15 protein-coding genes are annotated in these 17,193 nt (G+C 54.9%); 11 read left to right on the forward strand and 4 right to left on the reverse strand.

The features are described from left to right. Window positions 1-75 precede the first annotated feature (75 nt). Window positions 76-1,950, forward strand: a complete 1,875-nt coding sequence (argH, locus tag ACVB80_RS21385; protein ID WP_481083317.1) for an argininosuccinate lyase — start codon at window positions 76-78, stop codon at window positions 1,948-1,950. 322 nt (window positions 1,951-2,272) lie between these two features. Here the strand turns inward: argH and ACVB80_RS21390 are convergent, their stop codons facing one another. From ACVB80_RS21390 to ACVB80_RS21400, 3 genes are all read right to left on the reverse strand, one after another. Then, window positions 2,273-2,533, reverse strand: coding sequence for a DUF3624 domain-containing protein (locus ACVB80_RS21390; RefSeq protein ID WP_481083318.1), 261 nt, complete (start codon window positions 2,531-2,533; stop codon window positions 2,273-2,275). A 54-nt stretch (window positions 2,534-2,587) separates the two neighbouring features. Beyond that, on the reverse strand, window positions 2,588-4,045 hold the full coding sequence (locus ACVB80_RS21395) for a dihydrolipoyl dehydrogenase (protein ID WP_481083319.1): 1,458 nt from the start codon (window positions 4,043-4,045) through the stop codon (window positions 2,588-2,590). An 82-nt stretch (window positions 4,046-4,127) separates the two neighbouring features. Further along, the gene (locus ACVB80_RS21400; protein ID WP_481083320.1) at window positions 4,128-4,856 is read right to left on the reverse strand and encodes a redoxin family protein; all 729 of its coding nucleotides are present in this window, start codon (window positions 4,854-4,856) and stop codon (window positions 4,128-4,130) included. Between the two features lie 353 nt (window positions 4,857-5,209). Here ACVB80_RS21400 and oxyR point away from each other — a divergent pair, with 353 nt between their 5' ends. Continuing rightward, window positions 5,210-6,100, forward strand: a complete 891-nt coding sequence (gene oxyR, locus ACVB80_RS21405; RefSeq protein ID WP_481083321.1) for a DNA-binding transcriptional regulator OxyR — start codon at window positions 5,210-5,212, stop codon at window positions 6,098-6,100. 68 nt (window positions 6,101-6,168) lie between these two features. On the opposite strand, the gene ACVB80_RS21410 is transcribed toward oxyR, so the two are convergent. Then, window positions 6,169-8,688, reverse strand: a complete 2,520-nt coding sequence (locus ACVB80_RS21410; protein WP_481083322.1) for a penicillin-binding protein 1A — start codon at window positions 8,686-8,688, stop codon at window positions 6,169-6,171. Window positions 8,689-8,833: 145 nt separating this feature from the next. Here ACVB80_RS21410 and pilM point away from each other — a divergent pair, with 145 nt between their 5' ends. The 9 genes from pilM to ACVB80_RS21455 all read left to right on the forward strand — a co-directional run bounded on the left by pilM (window position 8,834) and on the right by ACVB80_RS21455 (window position 17,073). Beyond that, the gene (gene pilM / locus ACVB80_RS21415) at window positions 8,834-9,808 is read left to right on the forward strand and encodes a type IV pilus biogenesis protein PilM (RefSeq protein ID WP_481083323.1); all 975 of its coding nucleotides are present in this window, start codon (window positions 8,834-8,836) and stop codon (window positions 9,806-9,808) included. Next, the gene (locus ACVB80_RS21420) at window positions 9,801-10,355 is read left to right on the forward strand and encodes a PilN domain-containing protein (protein WP_481083324.1); all 555 of its coding nucleotides are present in this window, start codon (window positions 9,801-9,803) and stop codon (window positions 10,353-10,355) included. The genes pilM and ACVB80_RS21420 overlap by 8 nt, the downstream gene beginning before the upstream one ends. 2 nt (window positions 10,356-10,357) lie before the next feature. Further along, window positions 10,358-10,948 (forward strand): type IV pilus inner membrane component PilO, encoded by a 591-nt coding sequence (locus ACVB80_RS21425; RefSeq protein WP_481083325.1) that lies wholly within the window; start codon window positions 10,358-10,360, stop codon window positions 10,946-10,948. Continuing rightward, entirely contained in the window at window positions 10,935-11,456 is a 522-nt protein-coding gene (locus tag ACVB80_RS21430) for a pilus assembly protein PilP (RefSeq protein ID WP_481083326.1), read from the forward strand. Before ACVB80_RS21425 ends, ACVB80_RS21430 begins: the two co-directional genes overlap by 14 nt. A 3-nt stretch (window positions 11,457-11,459) precedes the next feature. After that, window positions 11,460-12,905 (forward strand): type IV pilus secretin PilQ, encoded by a 1,446-nt coding sequence (locus tag ACVB80_RS21435; RefSeq protein ID WP_481083327.1) that lies wholly within the window; start codon window positions 11,460-11,462, stop codon window positions 12,903-12,905. A gap of 168 nt (window positions 12,906-13,073) precedes the next feature. Next, window positions 13,074-13,592: a shikimate kinase AroK gene (gene aroK / locus ACVB80_RS21440; protein WP_481083328.1), complete on the forward strand. Its 519-nt coding sequence runs from the start codon at window positions 13,074-13,076 to the stop codon at window positions 13,590-13,592. 25 nt (window positions 13,593-13,617) lie between these two features. Then, a complete protein-coding gene (aroB, locus tag ACVB80_RS21445) occupies window positions 13,618-14,703 on the forward strand; it encodes a 3-dehydroquinate synthase (RefSeq protein WP_481083329.1) in 1,086 nt (361 codons plus the stop codon). Window positions 14,704-14,733: 30 nt separating this feature from the next. Then, the gene (locus ACVB80_RS21450) at window positions 14,734-16,179 is read left to right on the forward strand and encodes an AAA family ATPase (protein ID WP_481083330.1); all 1,446 of its coding nucleotides are present in this window, start codon (window positions 14,734-14,736) and stop codon (window positions 16,177-16,179) included. 69 nt (window positions 16,180-16,248) lie between these two features. Beyond that, window positions 16,249-17,073, forward strand: coding sequence for a Dam family site-specific DNA-(adenine-N6)-methyltransferase (locus ACVB80_RS21455; protein ID WP_481083331.1), 825 nt, complete (start codon window positions 16,249-16,251; stop codon window positions 17,071-17,073). Window positions 17,074-17,193: the final 120 nt, after the last annotated feature.

Raw genomic sequence — 17,193 nt, forward strand, 5'->3', positions numbered from 1 at the left:
CGGAAACGGAAGTCATACGGAAGTAATACAAAGCCGGGCACAGGCCCGGCTTTATTAGCGAGCAGGAGAGACGCCATGGCATTGTGGGGCGGCAGATTTACCCAGGCAGCAGACACCAGATTCAAACAGTTCAATGATTCATTAGGTTTCGATTACCGATTGGCGGAGCAGGATATTGTCGGCTCCATTGCATGGTCCAAAGCCCTGCACTCGGTTGGCGTGCTCAGCGAACAGGAGCAGCAGAAGCTGGAACTGGCGCTGAATGAACTCAAGCTGGAAGTGATGGAAGATCCGCAGCAGATCCTGCGATCGGACGCGGAAGACATTCACAGCTGGGTCGAGCAGCAGCTGATCAGCAAAGTCGGTGATCTGGGTAAAAAACTGCACACCGGCCGCTCGCGTAATGATCAGGTCGCGACTGACCTCAAACTCTGGTGCCGTCAGCAGGGCCATCAGCTGCTCTACGCGCTGGACCGCCTGCAGGCGCAACTGGTGTCGGTGGCACAGGCGCATCAGGATACGGTACTGCCCGGTTATACTCACCTTCAGCGCGCCCAGCCGGTGACGTTTGCTCACTGGTGTCTGGCGTATGTTGAGATGTTTGAGCGGGACTACTCGCGTCTGAATGACGCCATCCGCCGTCTCGATACCTGTCCGCTGGGCTCCGGCGCACTGGCCGGTACCGCTTATCCGGTGGACCGTGAAAAGCTGGCCCACGATCTGGGCTTCCGCCGCGCTACCCGTAACAGCCTGGATTCGGTATCTGACCGGGACCACGTGATGGAGCTGATGTCGGTGGCCTCGGTTTCCATGCTGCACCTGTCGCGCCTGGCGGAAGATATGATCTTCTACAACTCGGGTGAATCGAACTTTATCGAGCTGGCCGATACGGTGACTTCCGGCTCTTCCCTGATGCCACAGAAAAAGAATCCGGATGCGCTGGAGCTTATCCGGGGTAAGTGTGGCCGTGTCTATGGCGCCATGGCCGGGATGATGATGACGGTCAAAGCCCTGCCGCTGGCGTACAACAAAGACATGCAGGAAGACAAAGAAGGGCTGTTCGACGCCCTGGATACCTGGAACGATTGTCTGGAAATGGCAGCGCTCTGTTTTGACGGCATCAAAGTCAACGGCGAGCGTACCCTTGAAGCGGCCAAGCAGGGCTATGCCAACGCAACCGAGCTGGCAGACTACCTGGTGGCCAAAGGCATTCCGTTCCGTGAGGCGCACCATATTGTTGGTGTGGCGGTGGTCGCTGCCATCGATAAAGGCTGCGCGCTGGAAGAGTTGTCTATCGAAGAGCTGAAACAGTTCTCTGAAGTGATAGAGCCGGATGTGTACGATATCCTGACTATCGAATCGTGCCTTGAGAAGCGCTCGGCGCTGGGCGGGGTATCGCCGCAACAGGTGAGCTATGCGATTGAGCAGGCGTCGGTGCGGATTGAGCAGCGTGACACCTCCGGGGTGAAAGTGCGTCCTGCGCGTCTGACCGATATTGATGCGCTGGAAGGCATGGTGACTTACTGGGCCGGTCTGGGTGAGAACCTGCCGCGCTCGCGCAGCGAACTGATCCGCGACATCGGTTCGTTCGCGGTGGCGGAACACCACGGTGAAGTGACCGGTTGTGCCTCGCTCTACGTGTATGACTCCGGGCTGGCGGAGATCCGCTCTCTCGGTGTTGAAGCCGGCTGGCAGCATCAGGGGCAGGGCAGCGCGATCGTGGCTAACCTGGTCGATAAAGCACGTCAGATGGCGATCAAGAAAGTGTTTGTCCTGACCCGGGTGCCGGAGTTCTTTATGAAGCAGTCCTTCATTCCGACCTCCAAATCCCTTCTGCCGGAGAAAGTACTCAAAGACTGCGACCAGTGCCCGCGCCAGCATGCCTGTGACGAAGTAGCACTGGAAGTTGATCTCGAAGAGCAAGTAATTGTGCGGGTAAACGTGGCTTAATGCCTTGTTTTAAAAGGGCCTGAAAAATTCCGCGATCTTTTTCACAAAAAATCGGATCTTTTTGGGAACTATCTGAGGAAAGGCGTGGTCTACTTAATACCACTGCTTTTTCTTAGAAGAATCTAAGAGAGCCCCGGACTCAATATTGAGACCGGGGCTTTTTTTATGTACGCGGTTCGTGGTGCGCGGATTTGGTGTTTCAGGGCGTGATATGGCCGGGCAGATTTCCGTAACTAGAAACTAGAAACTAGGACCCAGAACCTAGGACCCAGAACCTAGGACCTAGGACCCAGAACCCAGCTCCGGAAACCAAAAAACGCGCTTACCTGCGCGTTTTGTGCTTCTGTCTTTCCCGCCACGGAAACACGATGAACTTCATCCAAAGATGCAGTGCCAGCAGGCCGTTGAAAGCGAAGCCGGCGAAGATCAGGCCGATGGATTCGACGCTGGTGGGTGTTTCCCGATAAAACCACCACCATGCGACCCAGCACAGCACCGACAACACGGTCAGCTGGTTCATGCAGCGCTGGCACCGGCCGATCTTTTTCCAGAACCAGGAAGTGTCACATTGTTTGCAGCTCATCAGTGTTACCGGGTGAAGAATCCTGTTCCCATTCTACACCCGGTAAGGGGCTGATTAACAACCCGGGCCGCAATCCAGGCAGTGTTTGATCATTTCCGGACCCAGGTGCAGTTTGGCGTTCAGGTCACGCAGTGCGGTACGCACCCCTTCTTCAATCACCGGGTGGTAGAAAGGCATATCCAGCATTTCTGATACCGTCATCTTGTTCTGGTGCGCCCAGGCCAGCAGGTGCGCCAGGTGTTCAGCGTTTGGGCCCATCATCTCGGCGCCGAGGAAACGGCCGGTACCCTGTTCACCGTAAACGTGCAGCATCCCTTTGTTACGCAGCATCACCCGCGAGCGGCCCTGATTTTCAAACGACACTTCACCGGTAGCAAAGCAGCCACACGCACCCAGACGCTGAGTCAGCTGGCGGTGGGTTTCACCGACCATGGCGATCTGCGGGTCTGAGAATACCGCCGAGATTGGCGAGCGGCGCAGTCCGGCGCGGATATCCGGGAAGCGGCCTGCATTGTCACCAGCGATACGGCCCTGGTCTGCGGCTTCGTGCAGCAACGGGATCTGGTTGCTGGCGTCACCGGCGATGAAGATGGTCTCCACCGAGGTTTGCAGAGTGAAATGGTCGGCCAGTGGCACGCCACGCTCATCAAGATCGACAGCGGTGTTTTCAATCGCCAGCTTGTCTGTATTCGGGCGGCGGCCGGTGGCTGCCAGTACGTAGTCCACGATAAAGGTTTCCGGTTCACCTTCGTGATTGATAAAGCGGATCTCTACTTTATCTTCGCCTTCGATGCGCTTCATGCTCTCGATTTTAACATTCGCATCCAGGTAGAACTCTTCCTTAAACGCCTTATCTGCGTAAGCCATCACTTCCGGGTCGGTCAGCGGGCCGACCTGGCCGCCAAGGCCAAACAGTTTTACTTTCACACCCAGACGGTGCAGCGCCTGGCCCAGCTCCAGGCCGATAACGCCAGGGCCAAATACCGCCACGGCTTCCGGCAGGTCGTCCCAGTCAAATACATCATCGTTAATCACCAGACGGTCGCCGAGCTCGTTCCATACAGCAGGGTAAGCCGGACGGGAGCCGGTCGCGATCACGATGCGGTCTGCACGGATTTGAGTGTGCTCATCCACCTGCAGGGTATGGTTATCGATAAACTTCGCGTAGCCGCTGATTTTGTCTTCAGCCGGGATCTCGTCCACCCCTTCCAGTACAAAGCCAACGAAACGGTCACGTTCGCGCTTCACCCTGTCCATCACTTCGCGGCCGTGGATTTTGATTTCACCCTGAAGGTGAACGCCAAAGCCCGGTGCTTTTTCGATCTGGTGGACGCTCTCTGCCGCGGCGATCAGCAGTTTGGAAGGCATACAGCCAACCCGCGCACAGGTGGTGCCATAAGGGCCACCTTCGATCATCACCACTTTCTGACCGTGTGCTTTTGCCGCACGATAGGCACCAAGTCCCGCGGTACCGCCACCGATCACTGCCACATCTGCCGATAACTGTTTCATAACTTTTCTTCGCTTAATCTGTTCTTTAAAAAAGAGGGGTGACACCCGGCCACCCCTTACTCTGACGTTGCCCGTTTTGGCTTTACTTCAGGTAGGCTTCCAGCTCTTCGCTGCCGCCGATGTGCTTACCGCCGATAAACACCTGAGGTACGGTTGCACGGCCGGTGACTGCGCGCAGGCTCACTGTGGTGGCATCTTTACCCAGTACCACTTCTTCATACTGAAGACCGTGGTCAATCAGGGTTTGTTTCGCTTTGGCACAGAAAGGACAGCCTGGTTTGGTAAACACAGTGATCGATTCCTGGGTTTTGTAGCCTGGTGCCACATGCTTAAGCATAGTATCGGCATCAGAAACCTTGAACGGGTCGCCCGGTTCGTTTGGCTCGATGAACATTTTCTCTACCACGCCGTCTTTCACCAGCATGCTGTAGCGCCATGAACGCTTACCAAAGCCCAGCTCTTTTTTATCAACCAGCATACCCATGCCGTCAGTGAACTCGCCGTTGCCGTCCGGGATAAAGGTGATGTTTTCTGCTTCCTGGTCGTCTTTCCATGCGTTCATGACGAAGGTGTCGTTTACCGATACACACAGAATGTCGTCCACGCCGTGCTCTTTAAATACCGGAAACAGCTCGTTGTAACGCGGCAGGTGGCTCGAAGAACAGGTCGGGGTAAATGCGCCTGGCAGACTGAATACGATAACGGTCTTACCTTTGAACAGCTCATCAGTAGTGACGTTTACCCACGCATCGCCCTGACGGGTAGGAAAAGTTACCTGAGGAATGGCCTGGCCTTCTTTTGATGTAAACATAATGTTTTCCTTAAATAATCTGGATTAGCTGCGGGCGTTTTCTTCAGCCCGTTTCGTTTTGTTGAAGCCATTATTGCCGGAATTGATTGATAGGACTAATCGTTTGGTGCTATGGTTTTGATAGCTGAAACTTATTGAATGCGCTTGGCTCTGGGCGCTAGGCCCTGGGGGAGCTCGTGATCATTGAAGTGGAAAACGAAGCTATTGCGTTGACAGTAAGGCTTGAGTAAGAAGAGCTGCTTGCCCAGAACCCAGAACCCAGAACCCAGAACCCAGAACCCAGAACCCAGAACCCAGAACCCAGAACCTAGAACCTAGAACCTAGAACCCAGAGCCCATTAAAGAGGAATCTCATGAATATCCGCGATTTCGAATACCTCGTCGCCCTTGCCGAACATCAGCATTTCCGTAAAGCGGCTGAGGCGTGTTTTGTCAGTCAGCCGACCCTGAGCGGGCAGATCCGCAAGCTGGAAGATGAGCTGGGGACAGCGCTGCTGGAGCGCAGCAGCCGCCGGGTCGTGTTTACCCAGGCCGGGATGCAGCTGGTGGATCAGGCGAAACGGATTCTGAGTGAAGTCAAAACCTTTACCGATATGGCCAGCCTGCAGGGTAAGGAGATGAGCGGGCCGCTGCATATCGGTTTTATTCCGACGGTCGGACCTTATCTGATGCCGCGGGTGGTGCCGTTTCTGAAACAGACATTTCCTGAACTGGAGTTGTTTCTGTATGAAGCCCAGACCCATCAGCTGGTGAAGCAGCTGCAGGAGGGTAAGCTCGATTGCGTGATCCTGGCGTCGGTGGAGGAGACTCAGCCATTTATCGAACTGGATCTGTATGATGAGCCGATGGAGCTGGCGGTACCGGATAACCACGAGTGGGCGGGTCGCGAGGAAATTGACATGCAGGAGCTGAGTGGAAAAACCGTGCTGGCGCTGGGTGACGGGCACTGTCTGCGCGACCAGGCGCTGGGATACTGTTTTGCTGCCGGAGCCCGGGATGATGAGCGTTTTAAAGCCACCAGTCTGGAGACACTGCGTAATATGGTGGCGGCGGGCGGTGGGATTACCCTGCTGCCTCAGCTGGCGGTACCGGAGGAAAGACGGCGTGATGGTGTGTGTTATATCCGCGCAGTTGACCCACAGCCGAGCCGTAAAATTGTGCTGGCTTACCGGCCGGGCTCACCGCTGCGCTCGCGATTTGAACGACTGGCGGGTGCAGTGGCAGAGCTTATGGAGTCGCTGTGACCTTAAGCAGATAAAGCCAATAAAAAAAGAGGAGGCCGTGCTGGCCTCCTCTTTGTTTTTTATCCGGATCAGAACAGCTCTTCTTCCCCGTCACCCTGCTCGTAGACAGACTCGCTGAGGGTCTGCTTGGAGTATTCGGTTGGCTCGCTGCCTTTGACGAAATACTCAAACATGGAGGTGTAGTCGTTCTTGTGGGTCAGCAGTCCGGTTTCGCGGTCGATACGGGTGCGCACGATACCATCCGGTACGGTTTTGCGCTGCAACGGCACATTTTCCAGTGCAGTCTGCATAAAGTGCACCCATGCCGGCTCGGCGGTTTTCGCGCCCGCTTCTGCGCCGGTGATCTGCTCTTTACCCAGGTTCGGGTTGCGGATGGTTTTACCCAGAGTGCGGTCGTGGGTATCAAAACCAACCCAGGCGATAGCGACCATGCCAGGAGCAAAGCCGTTGTACCAGGCGTCTTTCGAGTCGTTGGTGGTACCGGTTTTACCGCCCACATCGCGACGTTTAAGTGCCTGGCCACGCCAGCCGGTGCCGTTCCATCCGGTGCCGTGACGCCAGTCACCGCCACCCCAGATGTTGCTGTACATCATTTCACGCACCAGGAAAGCGTTCTGCTCAGAGATCACCTGAGGGGCGTGCTGAGTGTCTACGTCCTGTTCGTTAAACTCAGCAGCCAGATCGCTCTGCTCCGGCTGAGCCTGCTGGCAGTCTGTGCGGCAGATGGTCTTCGGCGTTGCCTCAAACTCAGGATTGCCAAACGCGTCTTCTACTTTTTCGATGTAGTAGGGTTCAACATAGTAGCCCCCGTTGATGAACACCGAGTAGCCCTGAGCCATCTTCATCGGCGTCAGGCTGCCTGCACCAAGGGCGATGGTTTCGCTGCGTGGCAGATCTTCCAGTGCAAAACCAAAGCGGGTCAGATAGTGACGGGTTTCATCCAGGCCAACTTCACGCAGTACCCGAACGGCCATGACGTTTTTCGACTGAGCCAGACCGATACGCAGACGGGTTGGGCCAACATAAGTCGGTGGCGAGTTTTTCGGACGCCACGCAGTGCCCTGGCTCTTGTCCCACTGGTTAATCGGAGCATCGTTGATCAGGCTGGCCAGCGTCAGGCCTTTGTCCAGTGCCGCCGAGTAGATAAACGGTTTGATACTCGAACCGACCTGACGGACGGACTGGGTTGCGCGGTTAAATTTGCTGTGCACAAAGTTAAAACCGCCCACCAGGGATTTCACCGCGCCGTTTTCCGGGTTCATGGCGATGAACGCGGTGTTGGCATCCGGTACCTGGCTCAGGTGCCAGGCTGTGTTCTGGTCGAGCTGTTCGTCACTGGCTGGCTGAGTGATCTCACGAACCCAGATCTGATCGCCTGCTTCCATGATTTCAGCGGCGGTTTTTGGTGCCGGACCCTGACGGGTATCGGTAACAAAGCGGCGTGCCCATTTCATGCCATCCCATGCCAGGGTGGCGTGACCGTGGCCTTTGATTTCCACTTCTGCGCTCTGTTTATTTACTTTGGTGACGACCGCCGGGATCACTTCACCATAGGTCGGTACGCTTCTCAGGTGTTTGGCAATTTTTTCTGCGTCCCACTGAGGCTGGCCTGCCTGCCACAGTTTGCGGACTTCACCACGGTAACCGTGGCGCTCATCGTAGGTCAGAAGGTTATCAATCGCCGCTTTCTGCGCGGCCTGCTGAAGGTCAGAGCGGACGGTGGTGTAAACACGCATGCCCGAGGTGTAGGCGTCTTCACCATAGCGTTCAAGCATCCATGCGCGGGCCAGTTCAGCCACATAAGGAGCACTCAGCTCAATTTCAGCACCGTGATATTTAGACATCACCGGTTCTGCGCGGGCCTGGTCATACTCTTCCTGAGTGATGTATTTCTCATCGAGCATGCGCATCAGTACCACGTTACGGCGGTGGGTGGCGCGCTCCAGTGAGTAGATAGGGTTCATGGTCGACGGCGCTTTTGGCAGACCGGCGATCACTGCTACTTCGCTCAGGGTCAGGTCTTTAACTTCTTTACCAAAGTAGACCTGGGCTGCGGCACCGACACCGTAAGAGCGGTAACCCAGATAGATCTTGTTCAGGTAGAGCTCAAGGATCTCCTGCTTGTTCAGCAGCTGTTCGATATGCACGGCGATAAAGATCTCTTTGATCTTTCGCATGATCTTCTTTTCGTTAGTGAGGAAGAAGTTTCGTGCCAGCTGCTGGGTAATGGTACTCGCACCCTGTTTGGCGCTGCCGGATGTGGCGACCACAAAGGCGGCACGGGCGATACCGATAGGGTCGATACCCGGGTGGTCGTAGTAGCGGCTGTCTTCGGTTGCAATGATAGCTTCAAGCAGGTGAGGCGGCATATCTTCCAGCTTCAGGGGGATACGGCGTTTCTCACCGAACTGGGAGATCAGCTTGCCGTCCTGGCTGTAGACCTGCATTGGAGTTTGCAGCTGAACGTCCTTCAGTGTGGCAACGTCCGGCAGCTCCGGCTTCACATAGTAGTAGAAGCCGACAATTGTACCCACTCCCAAAACTATGCAACACAGTGCAAACACTGTTAAATACTTTATGAATTTCACCGAATAATACCTGATTTAATAGGCGGTTAGATTAAATGTCCCGATACACTAGGATACAAATTAAACAGTCGTGAAAGCCAGCGCTTTTCACCGGCATTCCATACAAACATTTAAGTGTATCACTTTCTTTGGGTTGGCGTCGTCAATGGCTACATCATATATCACTGGTCTGGATATAGACCCATACAGCATCAGAGCTGTGTTGCTTCGCCGCCGTGGGGAGACAACTGAGCTGATTAAATGCGTTCAGCTGGTCTCTCCCGAGTCTATTTTCTCTGAAAATCACACCCTTGTTCATCAAAGCAGCGTCAAAATCCTTAAAGAAGTGCGTAAACAGGTGAAATGGCGTGGGCGAAGAGCCGCACTGGCACTGGCGGATAATGCAGTAGTAAGCAAAACCGTTCAGGTTCAGCCCGGGCTGGAAGCCGATGAGCTGGCGTATGCGATCGAGCGGGAGATGGAGACCTACACATCGGCTCAGGAGTCTGAGCTCAGTCTGGATTATTACCCGCAGGCTCAGGACGTATTGCCCGGAGCCCGAATGCAGGATTACCAGGTGTATGCCGCCCGTCAGGCGGTGGTAGACAGCTATCTGCAGCCGCTGACCAAAGCGGGTTTTTCTCCCAGGGTGATGACGTTGCAGGCTCAGGCACTGCAGAAAATCTGGCTGCGGGCCAGCCAGACTTCACCGGACTGTGTTCACTGGTTGCTGGTATATCTCGGCAATCAGCATATGACGATTTGTACTCACCCCCTCAACGGCGCGCCCTATATCAAAGACCTGGTGCTGGATACCTCACCGGCGGGTAGTGGTCAGGGGGGCGGGCTGGCGGCAGCGAAAACTGCCCGCAGTCTGCTGCGTCAGGTCAATCTTTATAACTCTATGTTTCCTCAGCAGAAGTGTGCCGGGATCTGGCTGATGGGCCAGGAGTCCGGGGAGGCCGAAGCGCAGCTGAGCAGCCAGTTTGATGTGCCGGTGGTGCGGCTGGACCCGCTGGGGCTGGTGGAGCGAAGCCGGGGGTTGCGCAGCAAATTGCCTGAGCAGGGCAGTGAGTTTGGTCTGGCTATGGGACTGGCTCTCAATGGCCTGGACTGGATGGAGGGGCGGGCCTATGTATGAGATAAACCTGCTCCCCTGGCGTGAATGGCGCCAGCAGCGTTATCAGCGTGGCTTCTATCTGATGTTGATCAGTATGCTGATGGTGGTGGCTGGTATGGCGTTAGGGGTGAATCATTATCATCAGACGCTGCTGGCACAGCAGGAGAGCCGCAACCAGTACCTGGAGCAGCAGGTGGCGCGGCTGGAGCGTAAGCTCAGTCAGCTCAAATCCCTGAAAGCCGAGCACCGTCAGGTGGAAGAGAAAATCGCCCTGGTGGCCAGGCTGCAACGCGATCGCGGCAAAGTTACCCGCTTTATGAGTGAGTTGCCTCACTGGCTGCCGCCGGGGGTGTATATCGACAAAGTGGATATGAATGATCACGAAGTGGAAATAAAAGGTTTTGGCAAGGATGCAGCATCGGTGGCGGCCATGCTTGACCGGCTGGAGCGTGACGCGCTGGCTGACTACGTTGAACTGCATTCGATCGTTGCCGGGCGCACCCTGTTTGATCAGAGTTTCAGCAGTTATGGCGTGTCGTTTGTATTTGGTCCTGGTGGAGAGCGGTAGATATGGACTGGCAGGAACTTGAATTTGACGAGATCACCGGCTGGCCGCGCACGGCGCAGGCACTGGTGGTGCTGATAACTGGCACGATAATAGCTGTTGCGGTGTGGTGGTTCTGGCTGGTGCCTCAGGAAGAGCAGATGGCACAGCTTAAGCAGCAGGAGCTGCAGCTTAAGGCGCAGTTTACCTCCAAAGCGCAGCTGGTTGCGGCTCTGCCGGAGTACGAAGACCAGACCTCGAAGCTGCGTGAGCGTTATGCCCTGCTGCAAAAGCAGCTGCCGGAGCAGACCGAGCTCGCCAGCCTGCTGTCATCCATTCATCAGCTGGGTATCAAACACGACCTGGTGTTCACCCGTATCGACTGGGGCGAGAGGCAGAGCGTCGGACAGCTGTATCGTTATCCGCTCAATATCGAGTTGACCGGCAGTTACCGGGATATTGGCCGTTTTAACCAGGCAATCGGCGAGATCCCGAGGATCGTGCATTTTGTCGACGTGGACTGGCAGCGTGTCAGCCAGGAGAGCCAGACCCTGCATTTTCGGGTTAAGGCTTTTACCTATCAGTTCAAACCGGAGGCCGGCAATGAGAAAGCTTAGCCTGTTTCTTGGCGTGATTTTGCTTGGCGGTTGCGGTGAGAAGCAGTCGTCGGTGGAAGGCTGGACAGCCAAAACCCAGGCGATGGCCAAAGCCACGGTCCGGCCGCTGCACAGCGGTCAGGCCTATCAGCCTGAAGAGTTTGTGGTGTATCCGGAGCGGCTGGCGTTTTCGCTGCCAAGGCCGCTGGTAAAACCGGTGGCACCGAGCGTGCTTAAATCGTGCTGGCAGCCGGAAGCCCGCTCTGTCAGGGCCCCGCTTGAGGCGTACCCGCTGACACGCCTTAACCTGCTGGGGGTGCTGAAAAAAGGCGAGCACAATACCGGGCTCATTCAGGCCCCGGGCGGCACACTGCATTCGGTGAAGGTTGGGGACAGGCTCGGGCTGGATCTCGGTCGGGTGATCAAAGTTGAATCGGGCCAGGTATGGGTGGTGGAAACCCTTGCCGATGGTCAGGGGTGCTGGCAGCAGCGCCGGGTAAAACTCGTTCTGAATCAAGGAAGGAATTAAATAATGAAAGGTTTACTGACGCGCCGCAGTTCCGGCGCGGGAACGCTTTTATCTCTGTTGCTGGTATCAGGATTGCTGGTAACGGGTCAGGCCGTGGCAGCCAAAGGCAGTGCGGTAAAACCGCTCGAAGGTCAGCACGCAGCCAGGTCAGTGGTACTGAACCCGAAGGGCGAAAAGATTTCGATTAACTTTCAGGATATTCCGGTGCGAAATGTCCTGCAGCTGATCGCTGATTACAACAATTTCAACCTGGTGGCCTCGGATACGGTGACCGGTAATATCACCCTGAAAATTGACCAGGTGCCGTGGAACGAGGTGCTGGATATTATCCTTGAGCTGCGCGGGTTGGATAAGCGGGTAGTGGGGGATGTCATTCTGATCGCACCGAAGGCAGAGTTCGATCTGCGTGAGCAACAGCGGCTTGAGAAGCAGCAGCTGGCTGTTAAAAAAGGTGCCCTGCACACCAGGGTGCTGGAAGTGGAGTTTGCCAAGGCCTCAGATATTGCTGAAATGATTTCAGGCGGGGATGTGAGCATGTTGTCCCAGCGTGGCAGCATTGCGGTGGACGAGCGCACCAATACCCTGCTGGTGCGCGATATTGCCTCCAGCGTAAACACCATTGAACAGGTGGTTTCCGACCTGGATATTCCGGTCAAACAGGTGCAAATCGAAGCGCGTATCGTGACGGTAGTCGAAGGCGAGCTGGAAGAGCTTGGCGTGCGCTGGGGTTTCTCATCGCAAAACGGCAGTTTTGGTGCCGGTGGCTCGATTGAAAGTAATCTGGCGGCGGCCGGAATCTATAAAGGCGAGTCCAGTGAGGATGGTAAGGATAGTGAGGATAAAGGCGCCTCTATCGACGATTTTCTCAACGTCAATCTGGGCGTGACTAATCCCAACGCATCGAGCATCGCTTTTCAGGTGGCCAAACTGGGTTCGGATACCCTGATTGACCTTGAACTGTCTGCGCTGCAGAGTGAAAACAAGGCGGAAATCATCTCCAGTCCGCGCCTTATCACCACCAATAAGAAACCGGCCTATATTGAGCAGGGTACCGAAATCCCCTATCTGGAAGCGGCCTCAAGTGGCGCAACCTCGGTATCGTTTAAAAAGGCAGTGCTGAGCCTGAAAGTGACCCCTCAGATCACCCCGGATAACCGTATGGTGCTGGATCTCAGTGTCACCCAGGACAGGCCGGGTAAAGTAGTCAAAGCCGGCTCCGGTGAAGCGGTAGCAGTAGAAACCCAGCGCATCGGTACTCAGGTGTGGGTGGAAAACGGTGAAACCCTGGTGCTGGGTGGCATTCATCAGCAGAGTGTGACCAAGGTAACCGATAAGGTGCCGTTGCTGGGGGACATTCCCGGACTGGGCGCGCTGTTCCGCCGGAACTACGAGAATATTGGTAAAAACGAGTTACTGATATTTATTACGCCTAAAGTTGTTGTTCAGTAGTGACAAAAAAATAAAGTTGCATTCGGGGTGCCTTAATTGAGATAATTTTGGGTCTGATCACGAATTATCTGTGAGGAATAGGTGCCCCGGGGGTGACTGAACCAATTTATTCTAATTGGCTTACCCGAGGCGATGTCATTGAATTAACGTTGTAAATTACTGCTGAACATGGCTGAGAAACGTAATATTTTCCTTGTCGGTCCTATGGGGGCCGGTAAAAGCACTATAGGTCGTCACCTGGCGCAACAACTTCACATGGAGTTTGTTGACTCTGACACGGTAATCGAAGAGCGCACGGGTGCTGATATTGCATGGGTCTTCGATGTTGAAGGCGAAGATGGTTTTCGCAAGCGCGAAGAGTCGGTGATTAACGACCTGACCGAACAACAGGGTATTGTCCTGGCAACTGGCGGCGGCTCAGTAAAAAGCAAAGAAAACCGCAATCGTCTATCTGCCCGTGGTGTCGTTGTCTACCTGGAAACCACCATCGAGAAACAACTGGCCCGTACGCAGCGCGATAAAAAACGCCCACTGCTGCAGACTGATAATCCGCGTGAAGTGCTGGAATCTCTGGCTGGTGAACGCAACTGTCTGTATGAAGAAGTGGCTGACTTTGTTGTTCGTACCGATGACCAGAGTGCAAAAGTGGTAGCCAACCAGATCGTAAAAATGCTAGAAGAACGTTAAGTTCAACTTTTCAGGAGAGCATCCCATGGAACGGATTACGGTCGAGCTTGGAGAGCGCAGCTATCCTATCTCAATAGGCGCCGGGTTATTTTCAGACCCGGCGCACTTTTCTCAAATCAAATCAACCCGGATCGTGGTGGTCAGTAATGTCACCGTCGCTCCTCTTTATGCACAAACCATCACTGAACAATTTGAGCAGCAGGGCTATCAGGTCAGTCTGCTGAGTCTTCCCGATGGTGAGCAGTACAAAACCCTGGATACGTTCAACACAGTGATGAGCTTTCTTCTGGAAGGCAATTACGGCCGTGATGTCACCCTGGTGGCGCTGGGCGGTGGTGTGATTGGCGATTTGACCGGTTTTGCTGCGGCCTGTTATCAGCGTGGGGTGGATTTCATTCAGATCCCGACCACACTGCTTTCTCAGGTGGACTCCTCCGTTGGCGGTAAAACAGCGGTCAATCATCCGCTGGGTAAGAACATGATCGGCGCCTTCTATCAGCCGAAATCTGTGGTTATCGATACCCGCTGTCTGAGCACCCTGCCAGAGCGCGAGTTTGCCGCAGGTATGGCTGAGGTGATCAAATACGGCATCATCTACGATCAGGCTTTTTTTGCCTGGCTGGAAGAGAACATGCCATCGCTGGTGGCACTGGAGCCGGATGCGCTGAGTTACGCGATCGCCCGTTGTTGCCAGATCAAAGCCGAAGTGGTGGAAGCGGACGAAAAAGAGTCCGGGATCCGTGCATTGCTGAACCTGGGTCATACCTTTGGCCACGCTATCGAAGCGGAAATGGGCTACGGTGTTTGGCTGCACGGTGAAGCGGTGGCAGCAGGAACCGTGATGGCGGCCAAAACAGCACTGCTTCTGGGGCTGATTGACCAGCCGCAGCTGGAGCGAATCACCGCTATACTTAAGAATGCAAACCTGCCGGTGAACACACCTAACAGTATGAGTTTTGATGACTTTATTAAGCACATGATGCGTGATAAAAAAGTACTGTCCGGTAAACTGCGTCTGGTACTGCCGACAGGTATCGGCACCGCGGAAGTGGTGTCAGATGTTTCCAACCAAATCATAGAGCAAGCCATCGAAGCGTGTCGTGACCTTTAGTCTCTTCGTTGGTGATTAAGGTGGTGGCCAATGAGTTTGGCTCATGAATTACGCGTTTTAGAATTACCTTCCCAGGTGGAGCTGCTGGACAGACTGCAGCTCCTGACCCGTTTCAGTTCCAGTCTGGTGAACATCAGCGGCGTGAAAGGCTCGGGCAAGACCTGGCTTGCACAGCGCTATCTCGAAGCCTGGGCTCAGGAGAAAAATCAGGCGCTGCTCTATTGCCACCCAAGTCAAACCGATGCTCAACGGCGAACCATGTTGCTGAGCCAGATCATTCCCGACCCCCTGTTTAATCAGGACGATCCCCTGCAGGACAGCTTTGCCTTTTTAATGGGCGAAGAGGTCTGCGATATCGTCATGGTGATCGACGATGCTCACCTGCTCAGTGAAACCCTGCTGGCCGAACTGTGGCTGCTGATGGTCGAAGCCCGCCAGCACCCGAAGTGGGTAGTAAATGTGGTGCTGTTCGGCGAAGGCGATGCGCTGGAGCACGTACTGACCCGGATCAGTTATGGACAGGAGAATCAGCCCGTTGATTTAGAGATTGAGCCGCTGAAAGAACAGGAAGCGCAGGAATTTCTTGAACTTTTGGTGGTTAAATACGCTCCAACCCTGGAAGCCAAGCAAAAAATACGCAAACAGGCAAAGCGGTGTGCACCGCTGCCGGGCGCGTTGACAGAACTGGGGACAAAGAAAGTGGAAAAAAGGATTATTATCCGCTCGGTAATTGAATCGCCGGCGCGCATTGCGGCGCTGGTTGTGTGTATTCTGCTGCTCACGGCGGGTGGTTACTGGTGGCTGCTCAGTCAGCCAGAGCCAGGCAAAGCTACTGCGCTGGAGCCGGAAACCGCCGATGAGCTGGTGATGCCGGATACGGTGCTCAATACCACCACAGAGCAGCAGAGTGAGAAAGAGACACTGGTGATCCCGGCGCCGGAGCAGGGCAGTACCTCTGCTGTGCAGGATGACGCGCTGGCGCTGCCGCCAGGCGTGATCGAAGAGACCGCGACCGTGGGTTCAGGCGATGATGGCCATAAGCGGGTTGTGGTTCCGTCCGATGTGGTGGATGCCCTGATGGAAGACCGCACCCCGCCGCCTTCGGTACAGGTGATCGATGATGCGGTTGAAGATGCGGCTGCACAAAGCCAGACACAGACGGAGCCTAAAACGCTTACCCTGGAGACGGATGCCCTGATGGCGCTGCCTTCAACCGGTTACACCCTGCAGCTGGCTGCACTGACCAGCCCGGAAGAAACGCTGGCGTTTATTGAACTGCATCAGCTGGAAGGCAATGTGCGGGTGTACACCACGCCGCGTAATGATCAGCTGTGGCACATCGTGACTTACCGGGACTATCCTACCATTCAGCAGGCCAGGGATGCGGTAGAAGCGCTGCCGGTGGAGCTGCAGGCTGTGGGACCGTGGGCAAAATCGCTCAATCAGGTTCAGCGGGAAATTTTACGTGCGAAATAACACTGAGCTTTGGCTCAAAATATGTTACATTCCGCGGCTAACTTTTTGCAGTAACAGATCGGGCGGTCAATGAAGAAACAACGCGCTTTTCTTAAGTGGGCCGGTGGTAAGTATGGCCTGGTAGAAGATATCCAGCGTCACCTGCCGCCAGCAAAAAAACTGGTTGAACCGTTCGTCGGTGCCGGTTCGGTTTTTCTTAATACTGATTACGAGCGCTATCTGCTGGCTGACATCAACCCGGATCTGATCAACCTGTACAACCTGCTTAAGCAGGAGCCGCAAAAGTACATCGAAGAGACCAAACGTCTGTTCCAGCCGGAATACAACCGCAAAGAAGCCTACCTGGATATCCGGGCGCAGTTTAATGCCAGCGATGATACCTTCTTCCGCTCGGTGGCGTTTCTCTATATGAACCGTTTTGGTTTTAATGGCCTGTGCCGCTACAACAAGAAAGGCGGCTTTAACGTGCCGTTTGGTTCATACAAAAAGCCTTACTTCCCGGAGCAGGAGCTGGAGTTCTTCTCAGAGAAAGCCAAAAAAGCCACCTTTGTCTGTGAAGGCTATGTAGAGACGTTCAGCCGGGCGCGCAAAGGCTCGGTGGTCTACTGCGATCCGCCTTATGCACCGCTCTCAAATACGGCCAACTTTACCTCATACGCCGGTAACGGCTTCAGCCTGGACGATCAGGCGGCGCTGGCCGATGTGGCAGAAAAAGCCGCCACTGAACGCGGCATTCCGGTGCTGATCTCCAACCATGACACCACGCTGACCCGCCGCCTTTACCATGGCGCGCAGCTGAACGTGGTGAAAGTGAAGCGTACCATCAGCCGTAACGGTGCCGGACGTAACAAGGTCGACGAACTTCTGGCCCTGTTCCAGCCAGCAGACCAATAACCGATTCCTCTTCTGTTGATTACCATGCGCAACCGGTTTCCTCCGTTTGCGCTAATTCTGCTGTCTGTCATTTCAGCGCTGGGATTTATCTGCTGGCTTAGGTAGAATGACGCGCAATTT

It is taken from the genome of Vibrio sp. 9-16B-A1, from assembly GCF_056726165.1.

Bases quoted from the DNA above. Each gene is read 5' to 3' on its own strand.
- argH (WP_481083317.1), top strand. From the start codon at position 76: ATGGCATTGTGGGGCGGCAGATTTACCCAGGCAGCAGACACCAGATTC.
- ACVB80_RS21390 (WP_481083318.1), bottom strand. From the start codon at position 2,533: ATGAGCTGCAAACAATGTGACACTTCCTGGTTCTGGAAAAAGATCGGC.
- ACVB80_RS21395 (WP_481083319.1), bottom strand. From the start codon at position 4,045: ATGAAACAGTTATCGGCAGATGTGGCAGTGATCGGTGGCGGTACCGCG.
- ACVB80_RS21400 (WP_481083320.1), bottom strand. From the start codon at position 4,856: ATGTTTACATCAAAAGAAGGCCAGGCCATTCCTCAGGTAACTTTTCCT.
- oxyR (WP_481083321.1), top strand. From the start codon at position 5,210: ATGAATATCCGCGATTTCGAATACCTCGTCGCCCTTGCCGAACATCAG.
- pilM (WP_481083323.1), top strand. From the start codon at position 8,834: ATGGCTACATCATATATCACTGGTCTGGATATAGACCCATACAGCATC.
- ACVB80_RS21420 (WP_481083324.1), top strand. From the start codon at position 9,801: ATGTATGAGATAAACCTGCTCCCCTGGCGTGAATGGCGCCAGCAGCGT.
- ACVB80_RS21425 (WP_481083325.1), top strand. From the start codon at position 10,358: ATGGACTGGCAGGAACTTGAATTTGACGAGATCACCGGCTGGCCGCGC.
- ACVB80_RS21430 (WP_481083326.1), top strand. From the start codon at position 10,935: ATGAGAAAGCTTAGCCTGTTTCTTGGCGTGATTTTGCTTGGCGGTTGC.
- ACVB80_RS21435 (WP_481083327.1), top strand. From the start codon at position 11,460: ATGAAAGGTTTACTGACGCGCCGCAGTTCCGGCGCGGGAACGCTTTTA.
- aroK (WP_481083328.1), top strand. From the start codon at position 13,074: ATGGCTGAGAAACGTAATATTTTCCTTGTCGGTCCTATGGGGGCCGGT.
- aroB (WP_481083329.1), top strand. From the start codon at position 13,618: ATGGAACGGATTACGGTCGAGCTTGGAGAGCGCAGCTATCCTATCTCA.
- ACVB80_RS21450 (WP_481083330.1), top strand. From the start codon at position 14,734: ATGAGTTTGGCTCATGAATTACGCGTTTTAGAATTACCTTCCCAGGTG.
- ACVB80_RS21455 (WP_481083331.1), top strand. From the start codon at position 16,249: ATGAAGAAACAACGCGCTTTTCTTAAGTGGGCCGGTGGTAAGTATGGC.